Here is a 5202-nt window from a genome sequence, read left to right as displayed (position 1 = left end):
GCCGAGCAGCCAGATCATCTCGCGCGGTGCCTTGTAAGAGCTGAAATACAGGCCGCGGAAGATGTGGATGTAGACCACGATGAAGAAGAAACTCGCGCCGTTGGCATGGGCATAGCGCATCAGCCAGCCCCAGTTGACGTTGCGCATGATGTGTTCGGTCGAATCGAAGGCGACCATCGCGTTCGGTGCATAATGCATCGCCAGCACGATGCCGGTGACGATCTGCAGCATCAGCGCAAAACCGGCGAGCACGCCAAAGTTCCAGAAATAATTCAGGTTGCGCGGCACCGGATAACCAGCACCCACCGCGCCATAGACCAGACGCGGGAGCGGAAGGCGGTCATCCAGCCATTTGGTGAAATCCGACTTCGGCTCGTACTGCTTTGCCCAGGAAAAACTCATGTGCGTTGCTCCTCAACCGATCTTGATGACTGTGTCTGACAGGAATGAAAACTCGGGCACTTCCAGGTTGGTCGGTGCCGGGCCTTTGCGAATGCGTCCTGCGGTATCGTAATGTGAACCGTGGCAGGGGCAGAAATAGCCGCCATATTCGCCCTTCACCTCGCCCTGCGCCGCGCCCAGCGGCACGCAGCCCAGATGGGTGCACACGCCCAGCGTCACCAGCCAGTTGGGCTTGCCTTCAACCGTGCGATCCTGCAGCGATTGCGGATCGCGCAGACCCGAGACGGAAACCTTTTCAGCATCGGTCACTTCGGCGGGGGTCAGGTTGCGAATGAACACCGGCTGCTTGCGCCACACGGTCTTGATGGTCTGGCCAGGCGCCACAGCAGAGACGTCGACCTCGGTCGACGACAGCGCGAGCACGTCCTTGCTTGGCGCCATCTGGGTGACCAGCGGGAACAGCACGGTCGCGCCGCCGATGCCGGCAAAGCTGACGGCCGCGATATGGATAAAGTCGCGGCGGCGGACACCATCGGATTCGGTGCCGGTATCTTTATCCTGATCCAAGGTAACTTGTTCTGCCATGACGTTAACCTGACCCTCAAGCTTTTGAAAAAACGGCTATGTAAGATATGAAAAGCGGCATGGCACGGCATTGCCCCCGACCCGTCCGCAGCTTTTCAGGCCTGATAGACGCAAATTCGGCGTCTTGCCAACAGGGAAAATGGCGCATTACAGCACGATTATGCCGTTGGCGGTGACAAAACATCACGTTGCCTGTGCGTGTGCGGGGTGACTTGCGCGCCGGATCGGATAATGAGCCGCGATGCGTATCGCCCTTTACCAGCCCGATATCGCCGGCAATGTCGGTACGATCCTGCGGCTCGCCGCCTGCATGGCGGTGCCGGTGGACCTCATAGAACCGTGCGGCTTCGCATTCGATGACCGCCGTCTGAAGCGCGCCGCGATGGATTACGGTCCGCGCGCTGATCTGCAGCGCCATGCGGGCTGGGTGGATTTCAACGCCTTTCGCCAATCGCTCGGCGCGCGGCTGGTGCTGGTCACCGCGCACAGCCGCCAGACGATCTATCAGACCCGCTTTGCCACTGGCGACATTCTGCTGATGGGGTCGGAAAGCGCCGGGGTGCCGCAACACGTGCGTGACGCTTGCGATCTGGCGGTCACGATTCCGATGGCGCCGGGCTATCGTTCGCTCAACGTATCGGTGGCAACCGGGATTGCGCTTGGCGAGGCGCTGCGGCAAACACGCTTTGACAAGACATGAATATCGGGGAGCCTGATGACCGACTGGAGTGACAAGACAACTGCCGCGCGTGGCTGGTTCGAGAGCCTGCGCGACGCGATTTGCGCCGAGTTTACCGCGATTGAGCGCGAAGCGGGCAGCGACGCTGCCTTCGACTATGCCGCATGGGACCGCACCGAAGCCGACGGCTCGCATGGCGGCGGCGGCGTTCGCGGACTGATCAAGGGCAAGGTGTTCGAGAAGGCGGGCGTCAACGTCTCTACTGTCGAAGGCCGGTTCAGCGAGGAGTTCGCCAAATCGATCAACGGCGCTGCGGAAGACCCGCGTTTCTTCGCCACCGGAATAAGCCTGGTCGCGCATATGTCCAATCCGCACGTGCCCGCGGTGCATATGAACACCCGTTTCCTTGTTACCACCAAGGCATGGTTCGGCGGGGGAGCCGATCTCAACCCGCCGCTGCCTTATGCCGAAGATACGGACGCCTTTCACGCCCGGATGCAGGCAGCGTGCGATGCGCATGATCCTGCCTATCATGCGAAGTTCAAGAAATGGGCCGACGACTATTTCTACATCCCGCATCGCGGCGTGCACCGCGGCGTTGGCGGCATTTTTTACGATCATCTCGAATGCCCGGACGATGCCGCATTCGACGCCAATTTCGCTTTCACACAAGATGTCGGCCGTGCCTTTCTGGATATCTTCCCGGCGCTGGTGCGCAAGCGCATGGATCAGGCGTTCAACGCTCAAGAAAAGCACGAGCAGCTCGTGTGGCGCGGGCGCTATGCGGAGTTCAACCTGATCCATGACCGGGGGACGTTGTTTGGGTTAAAAACCGGCGGCAACATCGACGCGATCCTGATGAGCCTGCCGCCCGAAGCCGTATGGGAATGATCAGGTCACACTGACATGCGCAGCGACAGGCAGTTCATGCCCTGATCGCGGCGATAATCGACAATCTCGGCCCAGGCGCGGATCATGGCGAGACCAACCCCGCCGCCGCGCTCCATGTTGGGCAGATCGATCTCGCCGCTGCTGCGCGGATCGAACGCGGTGCCCGAGTCGCTGATGACGATATCGATGGTTTGGTCATCGCCCGAAAGGCTGAGATCGCCGGACATATCCGCGCCTGCCGCGCCGTGCTCGTAGATATTTGTCACCGCCTCTTCGATCAATATCGCGAGCCGTGCGGCGACGGATGCGGCCAGGTCATTGCGCTGGCTGAACAAATGCGCTGTGTTCACCGCCTGATGTACCGATTCGGGACCGTTTTGGCCGAGCGGGCAGGACAGCGGAATGAAATTGCGTGAGGCCATGCGCAGGGTTATGCCATGGCGATACCTGTCAGGGGAGTGGTTAAGATGAAAACCAAGCTGCTTTTTGCAATTACACTGGGTGCGCTGCTCGCGCAGCCCGCGCTGGCCGATATCGGACGGGTCAAGAAAAGCACAGGGACTGCCGCGATTGAACGCAAGGGGGTTCGGGTCAATCCGGCGGTGGGCACCAGCCTGTTGCCGGGCGATGTGCTGGTGACCGGCAAGGGCGGCCAGATCGCAATCACCTTTGCTGACAACACCCGCTTTGCCGTTGGCCCCAACAGCCGGATCGCAGTCGACCGGTTCGATTATGACCGGACCACGCGCAGCGGGGCGTTCGAAACCCGTGTCGAACGTGGCTCTTTAGGTGTCGTGTCGGGCGAAATCGCCAAATCCAGGCGAGATGCGATGAAGGTGCGCACGCCGACATCTTTGCTCGGGGTACGTGGCACCCGGTTTATCATTGATGTGCCGCAATGAGGGCTGGGAGCGCGGGGGCGCTGATCCTGGCGGTCATACTCGGCGGCTGCGCCGGACCGTCCTTGCTGCTGCTTGATGATGAGGATGGGGGCGCCCAGGGGCAGCTCGCCGTACTCGACCAGTCTTGCGCGGGCGAAGCGACCATCGGCGGGGCCTATAGCCGCACCAAGCTGCGCGGATGCAGCCCTCGCGGCAAAAATATCGATCCGGCGAGCCTGACTGCGGACGAGCGCGGCCTGCTGGAACTGATGCCGCCGCCGCCTGCCCGCTTCACGATGTATTTTATCCCCAACACGACCGCGCTGGCGCCGGGGTCGGAAGGGATGATCGAGGCATTGAGGGTGCATCTGGCCGCGCGCCCGGGTGCAGAAATGGAGATCGTCGGTCACACTGACACGACCGGCAGCGCAGCCGCCAACCAGGCCCTGTCAGAACGCCGGGCCGAGCAGATCAAGGCGCGGCTTGTCGAGCTCAACTTTCCGCCCGATGTGATCACCACGACCGGGCGCGGCGAGACCGATCTGCGCTTTCCCACTCCCGATGAAACCGAAAACGGTGGCAACCGCCGGGTGGAAATCATCGTCCGCTAACCGGCTTGCGGCCAGCAGGACGATGATTTCCAGGCAGCGGGCGGTTTAGCCGCGCACGTCTTCCTGTGTGACGGGCACGATGCGGATTTCAACGCGCCGGTTCTGTGCGCGGCCTTCTTCGGTCGTGTTCGATGCAATCGGCTGCGATTCACCAAAGCCGCGCGTGGCCAGACGCGCAGGTTGCACACCGCGACCGGCCAGATAGTTGGAGACCGACGAGGCGCGGCGCTCTGACAACGTTTGGTTGTAGGCATCGCTACCGGTTGAATCGGTGTGGCCATAAATGTCGATGAAGCTGCTTTCATACTGCACCAGAGTGCCTGCAACTTCGTCGAGCGTCGTGCGGAATTGCGGATTGACGTTGGCGCTGTCGACATCGAAGGTCACCTGTGACGGCATGTTGAGCACCAGGCTGTCGCCGTCGCGCGATACATCGATGCCCGAACCAGCGGTCTTGCGGCGCAGATCGCGCTCCTGCTGTTCAAGATAATAGCCAATCCCTGCGCCCGCGACTGCACCGATGCCTGCACCGACAATCTTTTCGGTGCGGTCACGGCGGCCGCCAACGATGTCACCCAGCAGATAGCCACCGAGCGCGCCGCCGATGCCGCCGATGGCGGCGCGGTTGATGCGCTGTTGGCCGGTCTCGGGGTCGGTCACGCAAGCGGCGAGTGCGAGGCTGGAAAGCGTTGCCAGGGCGGCGAAGCGAATGGGTTTGTTGATCATGAAATTATCCTCAATTCTGATTTCGGTTGGTCTCGGCTAAGCCACACAACGTCTCAACGCTCTATTCGATCCGGCGCATGAACGGTTCCCGAACCAAAAGTTATGTCTGCTTTCCATGATTGGTTGCAGATGAAGCACTTGCGACGGCCTTGCCACCAGGCGACCGACCGCCGGGTCGCCCGCAAAAACGCGTGACTCGCGCGGGAATGCCGATATAGCTCGGGGCTTCTGTAGCCCAAGGCCCGATGGACCCTATCCAACCCTTTCCCTGGTTCGACGTCGTCATCATTTTGGCGTTGATCATCCTCAACGGCATCTTTGCGATGTCTGAACTTGCGATCGTGTCGGCGCGCACCGCGCGGCTTGAGGCGATGGCCAAGGATGGCAGCAAGGGCGCGCGCACCGCGATCCTGCTCGGCGCGGATCC

General features: G+C 61.4%; 8 protein-coding genes and 1 pseudogene. 5 read left to right on the top strand and 4 right to left on the bottom strand.

Going from position 1 to position 5202, the window contains the following annotated elements; translation table 11 throughout:
• Together ACEW8G_RS03665 and petA are read right to left on the bottom strand one after the other, a co-directional pair.
• A pseudogene (locus ACEW8G_RS03665) lies at positions 1–402 on the bottom strand (cytochrome b); the annotation flags it as partial.
• Between the two features lie 12 nt (positions 403–414).
• Positions 415–987, bottom strand: a complete 573-nt coding sequence (petA, locus tag ACEW8G_RS03660) for a ubiquinol-cytochrome c reductase iron-sulfur subunit (protein WP_373487092.1) — start codon at positions 985–987, stop codon at positions 415–417.
• A gap of 241 nt (positions 988–1228) precedes the next feature.
• On the opposite strand from petA, the gene ACEW8G_RS03655 reads away from it, so the two are divergent.
• Both ACEW8G_RS03655 and hemF read left to right on the top strand, forming a co-directional pair.
• Positions 1229–1687 carry a tRNA (cytidine(34)-2'-O)-methyltransferase gene (locus ACEW8G_RS03655; RefSeq protein ID WP_373487091.1) on the top strand — a complete coding sequence of 153 codons (459 nt, stop codon included), beginning with the start codon at positions 1229–1231 and terminating at the stop codon, positions 1685–1687.
• A gap of 15 nt (positions 1688–1702) precedes the next feature.
• Positions 1703–2557 (top strand): oxygen-dependent coproporphyrinogen oxidase, encoded by an 855-nt coding sequence (gene hemF, locus ACEW8G_RS03650; protein ID WP_373487090.1) that lies wholly within the window; start codon positions 1703–1705, stop codon positions 2555–2557.
• 5 nt (positions 2558–2562) lie between these two features.
• Here hemF and ACEW8G_RS03645 read toward each other — a convergent pair whose 3' ends face one another.
• On the bottom strand, positions 2563–2979 hold the full coding sequence (locus ACEW8G_RS03645) for an ATP-binding protein (RefSeq protein ID WP_373487089.1): 417 nt from the start codon (positions 2977–2979) through the stop codon (positions 2563–2565).
• A 45-nt stretch (positions 2980–3024) separates the two neighbouring features.
• On the opposite strand from ACEW8G_RS03645, the gene ACEW8G_RS03640 reads away from it, so the two are divergent.
• Complete coding sequence (locus tag ACEW8G_RS03640; RefSeq protein WP_373487088.1) at positions 3025–3459, top strand: FecR domain-containing protein; 435 nt, start codon at positions 3025–3027, stop codon at positions 3457–3459.
• Entirely contained in the window at positions 3456–4049 is a 594-nt protein-coding gene (locus ACEW8G_RS03635) for an OmpA family protein (protein WP_373487087.1), read from the top strand. Before ACEW8G_RS03640 ends, ACEW8G_RS03635 begins: the two co-directional genes overlap by 4 nt.
• 45 nt (positions 4050–4094) lie before the next feature.
• Here ACEW8G_RS03635 and ACEW8G_RS03630 read toward each other — a convergent pair whose 3' ends face one another.
• Positions 4095–4775, bottom strand: coding sequence for an OmpA family protein (locus ACEW8G_RS03630; protein WP_373487086.1), 681 nt, complete (start codon positions 4773–4775; stop codon positions 4095–4097).
• 245 nt (positions 4776–5020) lie between these two features.
• Here ACEW8G_RS03630 and ACEW8G_RS03625 point away from each other — a divergent pair.
• Positions 5021–5202 (top strand): CNNM domain-containing protein (locus ACEW8G_RS03625; RefSeq protein WP_373487085.1); only part of this gene is annotated, 182 nt, incomplete at its 3' end.

The sequence above is a fragment of the Blastomonas sp. genome (genome assembly GCF_041747255.1).
Lineage (GTDB): Bacteria > Pseudomonadota > Alphaproteobacteria > Sphingomonadales > Sphingomonadaceae > Blastomonas.
The sequence above is the reverse complement of the archived record's forward strand: the minus strand, read 5'-3'. Positions and strand labels throughout refer to the sequence as shown.

What these genes read in the sequence shown, in the direction of transcription:
- ACEW8G_RS03635 (WP_373487087.1), top strand. Translation starts at nt 3,456, where the DNA reads ATGAGGGCTGGGAGCGCGGGGGCGCTGATCCTGGCGGTCATACTCGGC.
- ACEW8G_RS03630 (WP_373487086.1), bottom strand. Translation starts at nt 4,775, where the DNA reads ATGATCAACAAACCCATTCGCTTCGCCGCCCTGGCAACGCTTTCCAGC.
- petA (WP_373487092.1), bottom strand. Translation starts at nt 987, where the DNA reads ATGGCAGAACAAGTTACCTTGGATCAGGATAAAGATACCGGCACCGAA.
- ACEW8G_RS03645 (WP_373487089.1), bottom strand. Translation starts at nt 2,979, where the DNA reads ATGGCCTCACGCAATTTCATTCCGCTGTCCTGCCCGCTCGGCCAAAAC.
- hemF (WP_373487090.1), top strand. Translation starts at nt 1,703, where the DNA reads ATGACCGACTGGAGTGACAAGACAACTGCCGCGCGTGGCTGGTTCGAG.
- ACEW8G_RS03640 (WP_373487088.1), top strand. Translation starts at nt 3,025, where the DNA reads ATGAAAACCAAGCTGCTTTTTGCAATTACACTGGGTGCGCTGCTCGCG.
- ACEW8G_RS03655 (WP_373487091.1), top strand. Translation starts at nt 1,229, where the DNA reads ATGCGTATCGCCCTTTACCAGCCCGATATCGCCGGCAATGTCGGTACG.